We start from the raw sequence: 17304 nt of genomic DNA, 5'->3' as shown, positions 1-17304 counted from the left end.
CAGGGGGAATCATAAGGGAGGAACCGATGTTCAAGAAAATGCTCGCGGCTGGCGTTGCGGTCGCAGGATTCACCTCATTCGCCTGGGCGGATAGTCACAGCATGACGGTCGGCGTGAGCTGGTCGAACTTTCAGGAAGAACGCTGGAAGACCGACGAGGCGGCGATCAAGGAAGCTCTGGACGCCGCCGGGGCGACCTATGTTTCCGCCGATGCGCAGTCGTCCTCGGCCAAGCAGCTGTCGGATGTGGAAAGCCTGATCGCGCAGGGGGTCGACGCGCTGATCATCCTGGCGCAGGACAGCGCCGCCATCGGCCCGGCCATCAATGCCGCGGCGAACGAGGGCATTCCGGTTGTCGGCTATGACCGCCTGATCGAAGACGACCGCGCCTTCTATCTGACCTTCGACAACGTCGAAGTGGGCCGGATGCAGGCCCGCGCGGTGCTGGAGGCCCAGCCGACCGGCAACTACGTGATGATCAAGGGCTCGCCCACCGATCCGAACGCGGATTTCCTGCGCGGCGGTCAGCAGGAAGTCCTGCAAGAGGCGATCGACGCGGGCGAGATCACCATCGTCGACGAGGCCTACACCGACGGCTGGCTGCCTGCCAACGCGCAGCGCAACATGGAGCAGATCCTGACCGCCAACGACAACAACGTCGATGCGGTCGTCGCCTCCAACGACGGCACCGCCGGTGGTGTTGTCGCGGCATTGACCGCGCAGGGCATGGAAGGCATCCCGGTGTCAGGTCAGGATGGCGACCACGCCGCGCTGAACCGCGTCGCCAAGGGCACGCAGACCGTATCCGTCTGGAAGGACGCGCGCGAGCTTGGCAAGGCCGCGGGTGAAATCGCGGTGGCGCTGGCGGGTGGCACCGACATGTCGGCCATCGACGGCGCCGAGGAATGGACCTCGCCCGGCGGCACCACGCTGACGGCCAAGTTCCTGGCCCCCGTGCCAGTGACCGCCGACAATCTCACGGTCGTCACCGACGCAGGCTGGATCAGCCAGGACGCGCTGTGCCAGGGCGTGACCGACGGTCCGGCCCCCTGCAACTGATCGTGCACAGAGGGGGCGGCGCCAGTCGCCCCCTCTCGCCGCCGCCCGCGCGCCGTGCGGGCTGACGCCAATTCCCATCAACCGCAGAGCGCCACGCCGTCCCCCCGGGGCCGCCCGAGCCACATGCGAGGGGCTGATACATGACCGACACCACCACAGATACGCGGCCAAGCCAGAAGGCGCCGAAGCGCAGTTTCCTCAACCAGCTTGAGATCGACACCCGGCTCTTGGGGATGATCGGTGCCTTCGTGCTGGTTGCGCTGGTCTTCAACATCCTGACCGATGGCCGGTTCCTGACGCCGCGCAACATTTTCAACCTGACGATCCAGACCGCTTCGGTCGCTATCATGGCGACCGGGATGGTCTTTGTCATCGTCACCCGGCACATCGACCTGTCGGTGGGCGCGGTGCTGGCGGCCTGTTCGGCGCTGATGGCGATGCTGCAGGTGCGGTGGCTGCCGGGACTGGGCCTTGAGATAGGGCATTGGGCCATTCCCTGGATCGCCATTGCGGGGGGGATCGTGCTGGGCGCCGTGATCGGGGCCTTCAACGGCTGGATGGTCGGCTACCTGGCCATTCCCGCCTTTATCGTCACGCTGGGCGGTTTCCTGGTCTGGCGCAACGTCGGCTGGTACATGACCGCGGGTCAGACCATCGGTCCGCTGGACCAGACGTTCATGGTTTTCGGCGGCATCAACGGCACCCTGGGCGGCCCGTTGAGCTGGGGCATCGGTATCGTGGCAATCCTGGCCACGGTTGCGCTGATATTCAACGCGCGGCGGGTCAAGGTGGCGCATGACTTTCCGGTCAAGCCGCTCTGGGCCGAAGTCGCGCTGGCGGTGATCGCCGCGCTGGCCATCGGCGGGTTCATCGCAATCCTGACCGCCTACGAGGTGCCCGAGCGGGTGGTGGCCCGCAACCCCGCCAAGTACGGCTGCGCAGAGGCGGAAGGGTGCACGGCCGTCTACGGTCTGCCGATTTCCGTCCTGCTGCTGCTGGCGATTGCCATCGTGATGACGGTGATCGCGCGGCGGACGCGGCTGGGGCGCTACATCTTTGCCACCGGCGGCAACCCCGACGCGGCGGAGCTGTCGGGCATCAACACGCGGCTGCTGACGGTCAAGATCTTTGCCCTGATCGGCGCGCTTTGCGCGATTTCCGCCATCGTCGCCTCGGCCCGGCTGGCGAACCATTCCAACGATCTCGGCACTCTGGACGAACTGCGGGTGATCGCGGCGGCTGTCATTGGCGGCACCGCGCTGTCGGGGGGCATCGGCACGATCTATGGCGCGATACTGGGTGCGCTGATCATGCAATCGCTGCAATCGGGTATGGCGATGGTCGGCGTCGATGCGCCGCTGCAGAACATCGTGGTGGGGGCGGTGCTGGTCTTTGCGGTCTTTATCGACATTCTGTATAGAAAACGTATGGGGGCCAAGTAGATGACATCGCCTTTGGTCGAAATGAAGAACGTCTCCATCGCCTTTGGCGGGGTGCAGGCGGTCGACAACGTCAGCATCACGCTCAACGCGGGTGAGGTCGTGGGCCTGTTGGGCCATAACGGGGCCGGAAAGTCGACGCTGATCAAGATGCTGTCGGGCGCCTACCGGATGGATTCGGGCGAGATCTGGATCGAGGGTGAACGTGCCACGATCCAGTCGCCCCGCGATGCCCGCGACTACAACATCGAGACGATCTACCAGACGCTGGCGCTGGCCGACAATCTCGATGCGGCGAGCAATCTGTTTCTGGGGCGTGAGTTGACCACCCCTCTGGGCTTTGTCGATGACGACCGGATGGAGGCGGAGACGCGCAGGATCATGGCGCGGCTCAACCCCAATTTCAAAAAGCTGAAAGAGCCGGTGTCGGCCCTGTCCGGCGGGCAGCGCCAGTCGGTCGCGATTGCCCGTGCGGTCTATTTCAACGCGAAGATCCTGATCATGGACGAACCCACGGCGGCGCTGGGGGTGCATGAGACCGCGATGGTGGCCGATCTGATTCAGGAGCTCAAGAAACAGGGTCTGGGCATCTTCCTGATCAGCCACGATACCCGCGAGATGATGGATCTGTGCGACCGCGTGGCCGTGATGAAGAACGGTCAGATGGTCGGCACGGAACGGGTGGAGGACGTGACGGAGGACGACATCCTGTCGATGATCATACTGGGCAAGAACCCGAGGGAGGCGGCCTGATGTACATAGGTCTGGACCTTGGCACCTCCTCGCTGAAGGCGATCCTGATTGACGACGCGCATGAGGTGCTGGCGGAGCAGGCGGTCGCGCTGAGCGTGCAGCGCCCCGCGGACGGCTGGTCAGAGCAGGACCCGCAAAGCTGGTGCGACGCGGCGGTCAAGGCGCTGGGGGCGCTGGCGGCAACGCACGATTGTTCCGGTGTCACCGGGATCGGCCTGTCGGGGCATATGCACGGGGCCACGCTGATCGGCGGCGACGACGCGCCGCTGCGGCCCTGCATGTTGTGGAACGACACCCGCAGCCATGCGCAGGCCGCCGCGATGGACGCCAAGGCCCGGTTCCGCGACATCACCGGCAACATCGTCTTTCCCGGCTTTACCGCGCCCAAGGTCGCTTGGGTCCGGGAAAACGAGCCCGAGGTGTTTGACAGGATAGCGAAGGTGCTGCTGCCCAAGGACTACCTGCGTCTGTTCCTGACGGGTGAACATGTGTCGGACATGTCCGATGCCGCCGGGACCGCCTGGCTGAATACCGGCGCGCGGGACTGGTCGGACGAACTGCTGGCCGATTGCAACCTGAGCCGTGACCAGATGCCGGCACTGGTCGAAGGCGCCGCGCCCTCGGGGCGTTTGCGCGCGGACCTCGCGACACTGCTGGGCCTGCCGCGGGCCGTGGTCGCGGGGGGCGCGGGCGACAATGCGGCGACGGCCATCGGGGCCGGGGTGGTGCAGGACGGCACCGCGTTCCTGTCGCTGGGCACGTCGGGGGTGCTCTTTGCCGCCACGAACGGCTACCGGCCTGACCCTGAAACTGCGGTGCACAGCTTTTGCCATGCCGTGCCGGACACCTGGCACCAGATGGGCGTGATCCTGGCGGCCACCGACGCGTTGGAGTGGCTGTCGCGGCTGACCGGTCAATCGGCGGCCGATCTGACGCGCGATCTGGGGCGGGTCGAACCGCCGGGCCGGACCCTGTTCCTGCCCTACCTCGGCGGAGAGCGGACGCCGCATAACGATGCGGCGATCCGTGGCCAGTTCCTGCACCTGGATCATGCGACCGATGCCCGGGCGGCGGCGCGGGCGGTGCTGCAGGGCGTCAGCTATGCCTTTGCCGATTGCAACCGTGCGCTGGCCGCCACCGGCACGCGGATCGAAAGCGCGCTGGCGATGGGCGGCGGGGCGCGGTCGGACCACTGGCTGTCGATGCTGGCCAGCACGCTGGGCTTTCCGCTGGAGGTGCCACGGGCGGGCGATTTCGGCGCGGCGCTGGGGGCGGCCCGGCTGGGTCAGATGGCGGCGACCGGGACCGGCGCCGAGAGTGCGACCAAGCCGCCGATCGACCGGACGGTCGCACCGGACGCGGACCTGGGCGCGGCTCTGGCCGACGGGCACGAACGGTATCGCGCCGCGTATGAACTGCTGCGCGGCCTGGCCTGAGCGATGCAGCTGAACCCCGACTGGGAATTCGTCGCGGATACCGTGATGGGCGGTGTGTCCACCGGCCACGCGCGGCGCGAGCCTGTGGCGGGGCGCGACGCCATGCGGCTGACCGGCGACGTATCGCTGGAGAATGACGGCGGTTTCGTGCAGATGGCCTTTGATCTTCAGCCGGACGGCGGTGGTTTCGACGCCAGTGGCTGGAACGCCATCGCATTGGAGGTGCGGGGCAATGGCGGAGCTTATGACCTGCGCCTGCGGACAGAGGACCTGACCCGGCCCTGGCAGTCCTTTCGCAGCGCCTTCGTCGCTGAGCCCGACTGGCGGACACTGACGTTTCCGTTCTCCGGGTTCGAGCCGCACCGCACCGACGCCAGGTTCGATCCCGCGCGGCTGCGCCGGATCGGCGTGCTGGGCATCGGCCGGGTGTTTCATGCGGAGGTGGCGGTGGGCACCGTGCGGCTGGTGAACGTCTGATCGCCCTGCTGGCACACGCAGCGGCGTTTGCGCTGTAGGAACCTACGCCGCCAGACCTGCCTCAACCTCGGCGCGGACCTTTTCAGCCGCCTTTTCCTTCACCGGGCCATAGCCCCGGATGTCCATCGGCGCGGCGAGCAGGGCGAGCTTGTCCTCTTCGGGCAGCGCACTGCGGGCCACCCGGTGCAGCAGGTCCTCGTACCAGCCGATCAGCGCCACCTCCATCCGCCTGTCGGCCCCGTAGGAAAACACATCCGCCCAGCTGCCGCGCAGGCCCTTCAGGCGCGCCAGAACGCCAAAGGCCGCGCCCATCCAGGGCCCGAAGGTTTTCTTGAACGGGCGGTCGCGGGTGTCATGGCCGGTGGGCCACATCGGCGGGGCAAGGTGGTATTTGACCTTGTAGTCGCCTTCGAATTCCTCGGCGATGCGGTCGGCAAAGCCGGTCTGGCTGTGCAGGCGGGCGACCTCGTATTCGTCCTTGTAGGCCATCAGCTTGAACAGCGATTTCGCCGCCGCGCGCTGCATGTCGTCGCTGGCCCCGGCTTCGGCAAAGCGGGCCAGCGTGTCGGCATAGCGCCGGGCGTAGCCTGCGTTCTGGTAGTCGGTCAGGAAGGACATGCGCCGGTCGATCAGGCCCTGAACCGTGTCATCCGGTTCTGCCGCACGCGGCAGTTCCAGCTTATCCGGGGCCGCCGCCATGACACGGCCATAGGCAAAGGCATCCTTGTTGCGGTCGGGGGCCACGCCGTTCAGCTCGATCGCCTGATGAAGCGCGGGGAGCGAGACCGGCACCAGCCCTTTTTGCCAGGCAAAGCCCAGCATCATCACATTGGCAAAGACCGCGTCGCCCATCAGCCGTTCGGCCATCGCGTTGGCGTCGAAGGCGGCGAGGTTGTCCGCGCCCACCACATCGGCGATCACCGCCTCGCGGGTGTCCATCGCCAGATGCGCATCGCGGTTCAGCACCAGGTCGCCGGTGGGCATTTCCGCGCGGTTCAGCACGATCCGCGTGCCCTTGCGGTAGTGGGCCGACGCCTTGGGCGCCGAACTGACCACCATGTCGCAGCCGATGACGGCGTCGGCGCTTCCTTGCTCGATCCGGACCTGATGCACATCGTCGGGCCGGTTGGCGAGGCGCACATAGCCCAGCACCGTGCCGAACTTCTGCGCAAAGCCGGTGAAGTCGAGTACGGAGGCGCCTTTGCCCTCCAGATGCGCGGCCATCGAGATCAACGCGCCCACGGTCACGACACCCGTGCCGCCGACGCCGGTGACCAGAAGGTCATAAGGCGCGTCGAGCCGGGGCAGGTCGGGGGCGGGCAGGGCGGCGGCCATTTCTGCCACGTCGAAACCGGCGCCGGATTTGCGGCGGCGGGTGGCGCCCTCGATCGTCACGAAGGACGGGCAGAAGCCATTGAGGCACGAGTAATCCTTGTTGCAGGTACTGAGATTGATCTGGCGCTTGGTCCCGAATTCGGTCTTTTTCGGCTCCACGCTCAGGCAGTTGGATTCCAGTGAACAATCGTTGCAGCCTTCGCAGACCAGATCGTTGATCATCACGAACTTCGGCGGGTCCTCCAGCGTGCCGCGCTTGCGCTTGCGGCGTTTCTCGGTCGCGCACATCTGTTCGTAGATCAGGACCGTGACGCCCGGAATCTCGCGCAGTTCGCGCTGTACCGTGTCGAGGTCGCGGCGGTGGTCGAAGCTGGTCCCGCTTGGGAAGTCCGAGCGGATGAATTTTTCCGGCATGTCCGAGACGACCGCGATGCGGTCAACGCCTTCGGCACGGGCCGATTGGGCGATGGCGTTGACCGAGACGGGGCCGTCTACGGGCTGTCCGCCGGTCATGGCGACGGCGTCGTTGTAGAGCACCTTGTAGGTGATGTTCGTCTTGGCGGCGACGGCCTGCCGGATCGCCAGCGAACCGGAGTGATACCAGGTTCCCTCACCGAGGTTCTGGAACACATGCTTGCCGCCGTTGAACATCGAGGTGGCGATCCACGGCACACCTTCGCCGCCCATCTGGGCGAAACCGGCGGTGTCGCGGTCCATCCAGAACGCCATGACGTGGCAGCCGATGCCGGAATTGGCGGTGGAGCCTTCGGGCAGTTTGGTCGAGGTGTTGTGCGGGCATCCCGAGCAGAAGTAGGGCGTGCGGGTGGCCCCCGGCACGTTGAGCAGGGTAGGCGGCGTGTCGGTCAGCGCGTGGGCCTTGTCCTGCAAGCCTTCGTCGGGAAAGAACGCGTGCAGCCGCGCGGCCAGGATCGGCACCAGTTTCAGCGGCGACAGCTCGCCCGTCCAGGGCACCAGTTCTTCCAGGTTCTCGTCGTGCTTGCCGACCATGCGCTTGGGCTTGGACCCCGGCCAGTCGTAGAACGCTTCCTTGAACTGGCTTTCGATGATGCCGCGCTTTTCCTCGATCACCAGCACCTCGCGCTTGGAACGGACAAAGGCCAGCGCGTCGCGGCGGGCCAGCGGCCAGACCATGCCGACCTTGTAGATGTCGATGCCAAGCGCGCGGCAGCGGTCCTCGGTCAGGCCCAGCAGGCGCAGTGCCTCCATCAGGTCGAGATGCCCCTTGCCGGTGGTCACGATCCCGAAGGGCGCATCGGGCAGGTCGTAGATGCGCCGGTCGATGGGGTTGGCCTCGACAAAGGCTTCGACGGCTTGCAGCTTGTCATGCAGCCGGGTCTCGATCAGCGGCGAGGGCAGGTCGCCAAGCCGCACATGCAGCCCGCCCTGCGGGGCGGTATAATCGGGCTGTACGAAGTCCCGGTCGTGGGCCAGATCAATCGACGCGCCCGATTCCACCGCTTCGGAGATCGCCTTGAACCCGACCCAGGTGCCGCTGAACCGCGACAGGGCAAAGCCGTATTCGCCAAAGGTCTGATATTCGGCGACGCTGGCGGGATTGAGCGTCGGCATGAACCACGACATGAATGCGACGTCGGACTGGTGGGGCATGGAGGAAGACACACAGCCATGATCGTCACCCGCGACCACCAGCACACCGCCCTTGGGCGCGGACCCATAGGCGTTGCCGTGTTTCAGCGCGTCGCCCGACCGATCCACGCCCGGTCCCTTGCCGTACCACATGGAAAAGACGCCTTCGACCTCGGCATGGGGGTCCAGGTGGGCCTGCTGCGCCCCCAGAACGGCGGTCGCGCCAAGGTCTTCGTTCACGGCGGGCAGAAACCTGATGCGGCCCTCGTCAAGGCGCGGCTTGTTGCGCCACATCTCCTGATCCAGCCCCCCAAGCGGGGAGCCGCGGTAGCCTGAGACGAATCCGGCGGTGTTCAGCCCCGCGGCCCGATCGCGCCGCGCCTGGTCCAGCATGATGCGCACCAGCGCCTGCGTGCCTGTCATGAAGACACGCCCGCGCGGCAGCGCGTAGCGGTCGTCCAGCTTGTAGGTGGGAAACGTCTGGTCCTGCTTGGTCATGGTATCCTCCTGAAAGGTCAGGTTAGCATGGTCTTCGGGGTTTTTCCTGTCTATCTTCGCGGTGAATTGCCGGAATTCTGGATTCGATTTCCGGAAAATGGCTGATTTACGAAAAGGTTGTTCAAAAGCTCATGGATGACATCGACCGCAAGCTCCTTCACCAGTTGCAGCAGGATTCCCGCCAGTCAAACGCTCAGCTGGCGGAAAAGTTGAACATTTCCACCTCCGCGTGCTGGCGTCGGGTCAAGACGCTTGAGGATGCCGGGGTGATCGAACGCTACGGCGCGCTGGTGAACCCGGCGCGCATGGGGCTGCGGTTCGAGGCGATCGTGCATGTGCATCTGACCCGGCACGACACCGAGGCGCTGGCGCGCTTCATCGCGGCGGTCCAGCTGCGCGAAGAGGTGACGGAGTGTTACGCGACCACGGGGCAGGCGGATTACCACCTGCGGGTCCTGTGCCGGGACATCGACGCCTATAACGGCTTTCTTGAGGAATTCCTGTTCCTGCAACCCGCCGTCAATTCGGCCCAGACAAACGTGGTGTTGCGGCGGATCAAGGCGAACGCGCCGCTGGGTGGCTGAACCCCGGCGCATCTAAATTCCCCGCCTGCGTTGCCTGCCGCTTGACATCGCGGTGCGGGACGGGCCTTTTGCGACAAATTCAACACCGGAGGATACCGCATGATGAAGACCCGTGCCGCCGTCGCCCTTGAGGCGGGAAAACCCTTGGAAATCATGGAAGTGAACCTGGAGGGACCGAAGAAGGGCGAAGTGCTGATCGAGATCAAGGCGACCGGTATTTGCCATACCGACGAATTCACCCGCTCGGGCGATGACCCGGAAGGGCTGTTTCCCGCAATTCTGGGCCATGAGGGCGCGGGCGTGGTGATGGAAGTGGGCGAGGGTGTGACCACGCTGAAGCCGGGGGATCATGTCATCCCGCTTTATACCCCCGAATGCCGCGAATGCGCCGCCTGCCTGTCGGGCAAGACCAATCTCTGCACCGCGATCCGGGGCACGCAGGGCAAGGGGCTGATGCCCGACGGCACGTCGCGTTTCTCCTTTGACGACGGCACCCCGATCCACCACTACATGGGCTGTTCGACCTTTGCGAACCACACGGTGATGCCCGAGATCGCGCTGGCCAAGGTGCGCGATGACGCGCCATTCGACAAGATCTGCTACATCGGCTGCGGCGTGACCACCGGCATCGGTGCGGTGATCAACACCGCGGGGGTCGAAATCGGCTCGACCGCGGCGGTCTTCGGTTTGGGTGGCATCGGCCTCAACGTGATCCAGGGCCTGCGCATGGCGGGCTGCGACAAGATCATCGGCGTGGACCTGAACGACGACAAGCAGGAGATGGCCAGGAAGTTCGGCATGACCGACTTCGTCAATCCGTCCAAGGTCGAGAACACGGTCCAGGCGATCATCGACCTGACCAAGACCGAAAAGGACCCCTTCGGCGGTGTCGACTATTCGTTTGACGCGACGGGCAATGTGAAGGTGATGCGCGACGCGCTGGAATGTTCGCACCGCGGCTGGGGGGTGAGCGTCATCATCGGTGTCGCCCCGGCAGGGGCCGAGATTTCGACCCGGCCTTTCCAGCTGGTCACAGGACGGGTCTGGAAGGGGACGGCGTTCGGCGGTGCCAAGGGCCGTACCGATGTGCCCAAGATCGTGGACTGGTACATGGACGGCAAGATCGAGATCGACCCGATGATCACGCACAAGCTGACGCTGGACGAGATCAACAAGGGGTTCGAGCTGATGCACGAAGGCAAGTCCATTCGCGCGGTGGTGGAGTTCTAGGGGACTGACACCGGCAGGGTGTCACCGCACTGGCCCCTCAAAGACGTTTGACCTCAGGCCGGCCGGTACCCGTTTTCGCGGGGACTGGCCGGTTCTTTCTTTTTGGCCAGGGTGTGTTGACCAGGAACTGCGAACAGGCGGGCCGCCTTCCGCGCCGTCACGCCCGCGCTGCCGCCGTGCCGGACGTCCGGCACGCGCCGACCTTCTTTGTCGCTGATCATTTCTGTTTCGCTGCGCGGATGTCGGATCGGGCGGCGCGACGACATGGAAAACGAGTGCCTCAAAGCTGGGGAACTGCCGTGCCGTCATCCGGCGCGCGGATTTCATGTCCTTTACCTGCCCGTATCAGGCGTTAAGCTGGGTGCAGAGGATCAGCAGGAGACAGATCATGCGGCTGCGCGTCAACGGGGCGGACCACGAGGTGGATGTCGAAGAGGACATGCCGCTTTTGTGGGTGCTGCGCGATGAGCTGGGAATAACCGGACCGAAATACGGCTGCGGGATCGCGCAGTGCGGGGCCTGCACCGTTCACGTCGACGGGGTTGCCGTCAGGTCCTGCCAGTTGCTTGCCGGTGAAGTCGACGGCGAAGTGACGACGATCGAAGGGTTGGGCACGCCGGTGGCGCTGCATGCGGTGCAGGCGGCCTGGGTTGAACATCAGGTCGCCCAGTGCGGTTATTGCCAGTCGGGTCAGATCATGCAGGCGGCGTCCTTGCTTGATCTGAACCCCGAACCGACGGACGCCCAGATCGACGCCGCGATGAGCGGGAACCTCTGCCGGTGCGGGACCTATCCGCGCATCCGTGCCGCTGTCAAAACCGCCGCAGCCAAATTGCAGGGGGTCTGAGCATGGGGCGGGCCAGAACAATCGCGCGGCGCACATTCCTGGTGGGGTCGGTCGCCGTGGTGGGGGGCGTCGCCTTTGGCGCCTATCTCTACAAACGCGACGTGAAGAACCCGCTTGAAGCCGATCTGCAACCGGGCGAGGCCACGTTCAACCCCTTCGTCAAGGTGGATGCGCAGGGGGTGACATTGATTACCCCGCGTGCCGATGTCGGGCAGGGGGCCTATTCGATCCAGGCGCATCTTCTGGCCGAGGAACTGGATGTGGACCTGGCAGATGTGCGGATTGAGCCGGGCATGCCCTCGCCCGCCTATTACAACAGCGTGGTGGCGGCAGAGGGATTTCCCATCGCGGCGACCTCGGACACGCTGATGGCGCGCACGGGGCGCGGCGCGGCACAGGTGATGGCCAAGGTCATGGGCCTGCAGCTGACGGGCGGGTCTTCGACCGTGCCGGACATGTACGAGCGCCTGCGCCACGCGGGGGCCGTCGCCCGTGAGACGCTGCTGGCCGCCGCTGCCCGCCAGACCGGGCTGGAGCGTGACCAGCTGAGCACGCAGGGCGGCGCGGTGGTGCTGCCCGACGGCATGCGGCTGGCCTATGCCGATCTTGCGACCACGGCGGCCGAAATCGAGCCGGTGCAGGATGTGAACCTGCGCGACCCCTCCGAGTGGCGGGCGCTGGGCAGGGATCATCAGCGCACGGACATCGTGGCGAAATCGACCGGCACCCAGCCTTATGGCATCGACCTGAGGATGGAGGGGATGGTCCATGCCACCACCCGCACCAATCCGGCCTTGGGCGGCGGCATCCTGGGCTTTGACGCGGGCGAGGCCGAGCAGATGCGCGGCGTCCAGGCGATCCTGCCGATCTCGGGCGGTTTCGCGGTGGTTGCGGACAACACCTGGCGTGCCTTCCGGGCGGCGGATGCGGTCAAGGCGGACTGGGGCCCGTCGCCCTATCAAGGCGACAGCGCCGCGCAGTTCGCGGATGTGGCCGCGTCCTTTGTCGATGACCGGCAGGACAGCCGGTTCAAGGATGAGGGCGACGTGGCGGCCGCGCTGGAGGGGGCGGAGGTGCTGGAGGCCGAGTACCGCATTCCCTACCTGGCGCATGCGCCGCTTGAGCCGATGTCGGTCGTCGTGCGCCTGTCGGAGGGCGTGCTGGACATCTGGACCGGCACGCAGATCCCCCGCTTTGTCCAGGACGGCGCCGCCGCCGTCGCGGGGCTGGAGCCAGAGGCGGTGCGGGTTCATGTGCTGATGTCCGGCGGCAGCTTCGGTCGGCGGCTGGAGGACGATTACATCCGCCAGGCGGTGGAAATCGCGGTCCAGATGCCCGACACGCCGATCAAGATGGTCTGGAGCCGGGAAGAGGACATGACCCACGACTTCCCCCGCCCGCTGGCGATCAGCCGGGCCCGCGGGGCGGTGGCGGGGGGGCAGGTCGCGGTCTACGACCTCGGCATCGCCGCGCCCTCGGTGTCGGCGTCTTCGCTAGAGCGGCTGGGCCAGCCCGCCATCGGGCCGGATGTGGCCATCGTGGCGGGGGCCTGGGATCAGCCCTATGCCATTCCGGACTACCGGGTCACGGGATACCGCGTGCCGCCGATGGTCCCGGTCAGTTCGTGGCGGTCCGTCGGGGCCTCGGGCAACGGGTTCCTGCACGAGTGCTTTCTGGACGAGCTGTGCCACGCCGCCGGGGCCGATCCGCTGGAGGAACGTCTGCGCCTGTGTCGGCATGACACGTCGCGCAAGGTGCTGGAAGCGGTGGGCGAGATGTCGGATTGGGGCAGCGACCCGGGGGCAGGACGCGGGCGCGGTGTCGCCTTCACCCTGTCTTTCGGCGTGCCGGTTGCCGAGGTGGTGGAGGTCAGCCGGACCGATCGCGGCATCCGCATCGACAAGGTCTTTGTCGCTGCCGATGTGGGGCGGGTGCTGGACCCGGTGAACTTCGAGGCGCAGCTTTCCGGCGGCGTCATCTGGGGGCTGGGTCATGCGATGAACTGCGAACTGACCTATGCGGATGGCGTGGCCCAGCAGGACAACTACCACGTCTTCGAGGGGATGCGCCTGTACCAGACGCCGCAGATCGTGGTGCGCGGCCTGGAAAACGGCGACCGGATCCGCGGCATCGGCGAACCGGGGGTGCCGCCCGCGGCGCCCGCGCTGGGCAACGCAATCTTTGCCGCGACGGGCGAGCGCATCCGCGAATTGCCGTTCTCGAAACACGTGGATTTCGTCTGATGCGCCTGCTGATCGCCGCATTCCTGCTGGCCACCCCGCTGGCCGCACAGGACACCACCACCACCGCCAGCCGGGCCGAGGGGCTGGCGGCGTGGGAGCGGATATTCGAAAAGGTGTCGCACCCGCGCTGTACCAACTGCCATGTGGGCGAAAGCAATGTGCCGATGTGGAACGGCCTTGGGTACGGGCCCGATACCGTCCACGGCATGGGGGTGATGGCGGACGAGACCCGGATCGGCGCGCTGAGCATGCCCTGCCGGACCTGTCATATCTCCGCCGACCGGCCCAACGCGGTGCCCCATGCGCCGCCGCATATCGACGACGCATGGCGGCTGGCGCCGGTCGAGCTGCAATGGCTGGGCCGCACCAGTGCAGAGGTCTGCGCCCAGATGCGCGACCCCGACACGAACGATGGCAACGACTTTGCCGAACTGGCCGAGCATCTGCGCACCTCGGCCTTTGTCGCCTGGGGCTACGCGCCCGGCGCTGGACGTTCTGCGCCCGATGGCACGCCCGAGGACATCGCCCGCGATGTGGAGATCTGGGGGGCCGCCGGTGGCCCCTGCGACTGACCCGATAGCGGGTCGGTCGGGCCGGAGCGGTGACACATGGATGTTCTGAAGGTCGCCCGCCCGGTCGCCGTTTCGGGGTTGGGGGATGTGCCCTATCCGCTGTCGGATCCCGCCGGGGTGGAGGCGCTGCTGGCGCGCTGTCCCGTGGCGGCGGAAACCCCGCTGGTCGAGGCCGAGGCCATCGCGGTGGAGGCCGGGGTGGCGCAGGTCTGGGTCAAGGATGAGCGCGGGCGCATGGGGCTAGCCAGTTTCAAGGCCCTGGGGGCGGCCCATGTGATAGCCCGCCACGGGGCAGAGGCGCGGGGACGCACCTATGTCACCGCCAGCGCGGGCAATCACGGGCTGTCGGTCGCCGCAGGGTCGGCGGCCTTTGGCGCGCGGGCGGTGATCTATATCGCGCAGACGGTGCCCGACGCCTTTGCCGAACGCCTGCAGGAGCAGGGCGCCGAGGTACGCCGGGTGGGCGAAACCTACGAGGCGGCAATGGCGGCGGCAGAGATGGAAGCGCAGGCGCAGGGCTGGCACCTGCTGTCGGATGCGTCGTGGGATGGCTATACCGAAACGCCGCTGCGGGTGATGGAGGGCTACCTCGTGCTCATGGCAGAGGCGATACGCCAGATGCCGGTGGCGCCCAGCCATGTCTTTGTTCAGGCCGGTGTCGGCGGGCTGGCGGCGGCCTGCGCGGTGCTGGCGCGGGCGGCATGGGGCGATGCCCCCCGGATCGTGGTGGTCGAGCCCGAAGCGGCGCCCTGCCTGCGGGATTCAGTTGCCGCGGGCCGGGTTGTCACCGCGCAGGGGCCGGTCAGCATCATGGGACGGCTCGATTGCAAGGTGCCGTCGCACATCGCCCTGAAGGGGCTGGCGCGGGATGCGGATGCCTTTGCGCTGATCACCGAGGAAGAGGCGCAGGTGGGCGCCGGGACGGCGATGGTCGCCGGGCTTGCTTCGACGCCGTCCGGGGCGGCGGGGCTGTCTGCCTTGCTGGCGGTGGACGACGCCGGACGCGCGGCGCTGGAGCTGACGGCGGAATCGACCGTGCTGTGTGTTCTCAGCGAGGGGCCCGAGACGTAGACAAAAGCCCCCTGCCAGCCGGGGGACGGCACAAAGCTGCCATGCCCCGGCTTGACGCTTCGGACGGGATGACTTAACTCCGGGGTAGCGCGGGCGTTGTGTAATGGTAAGACCTCAGCCTTCCAAGCTGATGATACGGGTTCGATTCCCGTCGCCCGCTCCAACCTGCCGCTTTCCACCTGTTCAATGACTGCGACACCTCGGGCGCTTGACCCGCGCCTGTTGCCGCGCCATGACACGTCACGACACAAAGGACGACGCATGGCACGCACTCCCGCACCCGCACCGACCCAGACCGAAGAACGCGAAAAGTCGCGGCGGATCGGCGCGCTGAAGTCGCTGATGCCCTTCATGCGGCCCTATCGGGGGCTGATGGCGATGGCGGTGCTGGCACTGGTGCTGACGGCGACGGTATCGCTGACCCTGCCGCTGGCGGTGCGCCGGGTGGTGGACAATTTCCGCGTCGCGGAGACGGAGCTTCTGGATCGCTATTTCCTGGCCGCCCTGGGGATCGCGGCGCTTTTGGCGGTGGGCACCGGGCTGCGCTATGCGCTGGTGACGCGGCTGGGCGAACGGGTGGTGGCCGACATTCGCCGCGCGGTGTTCGACCGGGTGATCTCCATGAGCCCGGCCTTTTACGAACGGATCATGACCGGTGAAGTGCTGAGCCGGATCACCACCGACACGACGCTGATCCTCAGCGTTATCGGGTCGTCCGTCTCCATCGCCCTTCGGAATGCGCTGATCTTCGTGGGCGGTCTGGCACTGATGCTGTTGACCTCGGCCAAGCTGACCGGGCTGGTGCTGCTGATCGTGCCTGCCGTGATCATCCCGATCCTGGTCCTGGGGCGCCGGTTGCGGGTCATCAGCCGCGAGAACCAGGACTGGATCGCGGCCTCGTCGGGCAACGCATCGGAAAGCCTGGGCGCGGTGCAGACGGTGCAGGCCTTTACCCATGAAACAGTCACCCGCGACGCCTTTGCCCGGATGACGGAAGGGTCCTTCGACGCGGCGCGCCGCCGGATCAAGACCCGCGCGGCGATGACGGTGATCGTGATCTTCCTTGTCTTCAGCGGCGTGGTCGGGGTGCTCTGGATCGGCGCCAACGACGTGCGCGCGGGCGACATGACGCCGGGGGCACTGGTGCAATTCGTGATCTACGCGGTCATGGTCGCCGGCGCGGTCGCGGCCCTGTCCGAGATCTGGGGCGAGTTGCAACGCGCGGCGGGCGCGACGGAACGGCTGGTCGAATTGCTGAATGCCGAAGACATGGTGCAGGACCCGGCTACCGCGGCGGCGCTGCCGGAACCGGCGCGCGGCCATATCTCGTTCGAGGACGTGCATTTCGCCTATCCCGCCCGGCCCGGGACTGCCGCGCTCGACGGGGTCACGCTGGACATCCAGCCGGGAGAGACGGTGGCCTTTGTCGGGCCGTCCGGCGCGGGCAAGACCACGATCATCCAGCTGATCCTGCGGTTCTACGATCCGGCATCGGGCCGTATCACGCTGGACGGGGTGGATCTGCGCGATGTGGCGCGCGACACCTTTCGCCGCGCCATCGCGCTGGTGCCGCAGGATCCGGTGATATTCGCCGCGACCGCGTCTGAAAACATCCGCTTCGGCCGACCTGACGCCACGGATGCAGAGGTTGAAGCCGCCGCACGGGCCGCCGCCGCGCATGATTTCATCTCGGCCTTGCCCGAGGGCTACGACAGCTACCTGGGCGAGCGTGGCGTGATGCTGTCGGGGGGGCAGAAACAACGCATCGCCATTGCCCGCGCCATCCTGCGCGATGCGCCGGTGCTGTTGCTGGACGAGGCGACCAGCGCGCTGGATGCCGAGAGCGAGCGCGCGGTGCAGAGCGCCGTCGACACGCTGAGCCGGGACCGCACGACCCTGATCGTCGCGCACCGCCTGGCCACGGTCAAGAAGGCCGACCGCATCGTGGTGTTGGAGGCCGGGCGCGTGGTCGCCATGGGCAGCCACGATACGCTGGTGGCCAATGGGGGGCTTTACGCCCGGCTGGCCCGTCTGCAGTTCACCGACGGCATCGCCGCCGAGTAACCCCGCCCGCCTGCGCGGGTTTTCCGCTGCGTCATTGCGGCTGCCCCTGCGTCACGGGTGGACATCACCTTGCGGAAAGCAGGTTTTCA

The 17304-nt window shown here is 66.7% G+C and carries 13 protein-coding genes and 1 tRNA gene; 13 read left to right on the top strand and 1 reads right to left on the bottom strand.

Going from position 1 to position 17304, the window contains the following annotated elements:
* The first annotated feature begins 26 nt into the window (after nt 1–26).
* The 5 genes from xylF (at nt 27) to FIU94_RS00710 (ending at nt 5163) form a co-directional block, all read left to right on the top strand.
* A complete protein-coding gene (gene xylF, locus FIU94_RS00730; protein WP_152463960.1) occupies nt 27–1058 on the top strand; it encodes a D-xylose ABC transporter substrate-binding protein in 1032 nt (343 codons plus the stop codon).
* 140 nt (nt 1059–1198) lie between these two features.
* Nucleotides 1199–2500 (top strand): sugar ABC transporter permease, encoded by a 1302-nt coding sequence (locus FIU94_RS00725; protein WP_152463959.1) that lies wholly within the window; start codon nt 1199–1201, stop codon nt 2498–2500.
* Complete coding sequence (locus FIU94_RS00720) at nt 2501–3250, top strand: ATP-binding cassette domain-containing protein (protein WP_152463958.1); 750 nt, start codon at nt 2501–2503, stop codon at nt 3248–3250. It begins immediately after the preceding gene.
* Nucleotides 3250–4686 carry a xylulokinase gene (gene xylB / locus FIU94_RS00715; RefSeq protein WP_152463957.1) on the top strand — a complete coding sequence of 479 codons (1437 nt, stop codon included), beginning with the start codon at nt 3250–3252 and terminating at the stop codon, nt 4684–4686. The genes FIU94_RS00720 and xylB overlap by 1 nt, the downstream gene beginning before the upstream one ends.
* A 3-nt stretch (nt 4687–4689) precedes the next feature.
* Nucleotides 4690–5163, top strand: a complete 474-nt coding sequence (locus FIU94_RS00710) for a CIA30 family protein (RefSeq protein ID WP_152463956.1) — start codon at nt 4690–4692, stop codon at nt 5161–5163.
* A gap of 42 nt (nt 5164–5205) precedes the next feature.
* On the opposite strand, the gene FIU94_RS00705 is transcribed toward FIU94_RS00710, so the two are convergent.
* The gene (locus tag FIU94_RS00705) at nt 5206–8604 is read right to left on the bottom strand and encodes an indolepyruvate ferredoxin oxidoreductase family protein (RefSeq protein WP_152463955.1); all 3399 of its coding nucleotides are present in this window, start codon (nt 8602–8604) and stop codon (nt 5206–5208) included.
* A gap of 131 nt (nt 8605–8735) precedes the next feature.
* On the opposite strand from FIU94_RS00705, the gene FIU94_RS00700 reads away from it, so the two are divergent.
* The 8 genes from FIU94_RS00700 (at nt 8736) to FIU94_RS00665 (ending at nt 17215) form a co-directional block, all read left to right on the top strand.
* Entirely contained in the window at nt 8736–9188 is a 453-nt protein-coding gene (locus FIU94_RS00700; protein ID WP_152463954.1) for an Lrp/AsnC family transcriptional regulator, read from the top strand.
* A gap of 102 nt (nt 9189–9290) precedes the next feature.
* On the top strand, nt 9291–10418 hold the full coding sequence (locus tag FIU94_RS00695; RefSeq protein ID WP_152466898.1) for an S-(hydroxymethyl)glutathione dehydrogenase/class III alcohol dehydrogenase: 1128 nt from the start codon (nt 9291–9293) through the stop codon (nt 10416–10418).
* 388 nt (nt 10419–10806) lie between these two features.
* The gene (locus FIU94_RS00690) at nt 10807–11265 is read left to right on the top strand and encodes a (2Fe-2S)-binding protein (RefSeq protein ID WP_152463953.1); all 459 of its coding nucleotides are present in this window, start codon (nt 10807–10809) and stop codon (nt 11263–11265) included.
* 2 nt (nt 11266–11267) lie between these two features.
* On the top strand, nt 11268–13508 hold the full coding sequence (locus FIU94_RS00685) for a xanthine dehydrogenase family protein molybdopterin-binding subunit (protein ID WP_152463952.1): 2241 nt from the start codon (nt 11268–11270) through the stop codon (nt 13506–13508).
* Nucleotides 13508–14080: a hypothetical protein gene (locus FIU94_RS00680; protein WP_152463951.1), complete on the top strand. Its 573-nt coding sequence runs from the start codon at nt 13508–13510 to the stop codon at nt 14078–14080. The genes FIU94_RS00685 and FIU94_RS00680 overlap by 1 nt, the downstream gene beginning before the upstream one ends.
* 36 nt (nt 14081–14116) lie before the next feature.
* Nucleotides 14117–15151 carry a pyridoxal-phosphate dependent enzyme gene (locus FIU94_RS00675; protein ID WP_152463950.1) on the top strand — a complete coding sequence of 345 codons (1035 nt, stop codon included), beginning with the start codon at nt 14117–14119 and terminating at the stop codon, nt 15149–15151.
* Between the two features lie 89 nt (nt 15152–15240).
* Nucleotides 15241–15314, top strand: a tRNA-Gly gene (locus FIU94_RS00670).
* 98 nt (nt 15315–15412) lie between these two features.
* Nucleotides 15413–17215, top strand: a complete 1803-nt coding sequence (locus FIU94_RS00665; protein WP_152463949.1) for an ABC transporter transmembrane domain-containing protein — start codon at nt 15413–15415, stop codon at nt 17213–17215.
* The last annotated feature ends 89 nt before the right edge of the window (nt 17216–17304 follow it).

This window comes from Sulfitobacter sp. THAF37 (genome assembly GCF_009363555.1).
Lineage (GTDB): Bacteria > Pseudomonadota > Alphaproteobacteria > Rhodobacterales > Rhodobacteraceae > Sulfitobacter.
The sequence above is the reverse complement of the archived record's forward strand: the minus strand, read 5'-3'. Positions and strand labels throughout refer to the sequence as shown.

Bases quoted from the DNA above. Each gene is read 5' to 3' on its own strand.
- xylB (WP_152463957.1), top strand. From the start codon at position 3,250: ATGTACATAGGTCTGGACCTTGGCACCTCCTCGCTGAAGGCGATCCTG.
- FIU94_RS00680 (WP_152463951.1), top strand. From the start codon at position 13,508: ATGCGCCTGCTGATCGCCGCATTCCTGCTGGCCACCCCGCTGGCCGCA.
- xylF (WP_152463960.1), top strand. From the start codon at position 27: ATGTTCAAGAAAATGCTCGCGGCTGGCGTTGCGGTCGCAGGATTCACC.
- FIU94_RS00690 (WP_152463953.1), top strand. From the start codon at position 10,807: ATGCGGCTGCGCGTCAACGGGGCGGACCACGAGGTGGATGTCGAAGAG.
- FIU94_RS00665 (WP_152463949.1), top strand. From the start codon at position 15,413: ATGGCACGCACTCCCGCACCCGCACCGACCCAGACCGAAGAACGCGAA.
- FIU94_RS00695 (WP_152466898.1), top strand. From the start codon at position 9,291: ATGAAGACCCGTGCCGCCGTCGCCCTTGAGGCGGGAAAACCCTTGGAA.
- FIU94_RS00705 (WP_152463955.1), bottom strand. From the start codon at position 8,604: ATGACCAAGCAGGACCAGACGTTTCCCACCTACAAGCTGGACGACCGC.
- FIU94_RS00685 (WP_152463952.1), top strand. From the start codon at position 11,268: ATGGGGCGGGCCAGAACAATCGCGCGGCGCACATTCCTGGTGGGGTCG.
- FIU94_RS00675 (WP_152463950.1), top strand. From the start codon at position 14,117: ATGGATGTTCTGAAGGTCGCCCGCCCGGTCGCCGTTTCGGGGTTGGGG.
- FIU94_RS00720 (WP_152463958.1), top strand. From the start codon at position 2,501: ATGACATCGCCTTTGGTCGAAATGAAGAACGTCTCCATCGCCTTTGGC.
- FIU94_RS00710 (WP_152463956.1), top strand. From the start codon at position 4,690: ATGCAGCTGAACCCCGACTGGGAATTCGTCGCGGATACCGTGATGGGC.
- FIU94_RS00725 (WP_152463959.1), top strand. From the start codon at position 1,199: ATGACCGACACCACCACAGATACGCGGCCAAGCCAGAAGGCGCCGAAG.
- FIU94_RS00700 (WP_152463954.1), top strand. From the start codon at position 8,736: ATGGATGACATCGACCGCAAGCTCCTTCACCAGTTGCAGCAGGATTCC.